This is a genomic window from Cellulomonas sp. GbtcB1, assembly GCF_019091725.1.
In the GTDB taxonomy this organism is placed as follows: Bacteria; Actinomycetota; Actinomycetes; order Actinomycetales; family Cellulomonadaceae; genus Cellulomonas.
In genome coordinates, this window is the sequence record NZ_JAGXJG010000366.1 from 1 (window position 1) to 252 (window position 252).

General features: G+C 84.9%; 1 pseudogene. It reads left to right on the forward strand.

Annotated elements, in window-relative coordinates:
* Window positions 1–252: pseudogene (locus KVT14_RS20735) on the forward strand (hypothetical protein); the annotation flags it as partial.

Genomic DNA, 252 nt, shown 5'->3' on the forward strand with positions numbered 1-252 from the left:
GCGGCCGCCGAGATCCGCGCGCGCTGGGGACGGGACGCGGGGGCCGTGCCGCCCCCGCGGCTGCGGGGCGAGGTCCCCGAGGGCGGCGGGGCGCCGGCGCCCGGCGGCGAGCGCGTCGTCGGCCTGCACCCCAAGGACCTCCGCCCGAACGTCGACGCCCCCGCCGCCACCCGCGCGCTGCTGGCCGCCGTCGCCGACCTGCGCGCGACCGGCGTGGCCGTCCGGGCCGAGGTGCGGCTGCACCGCGCCGTC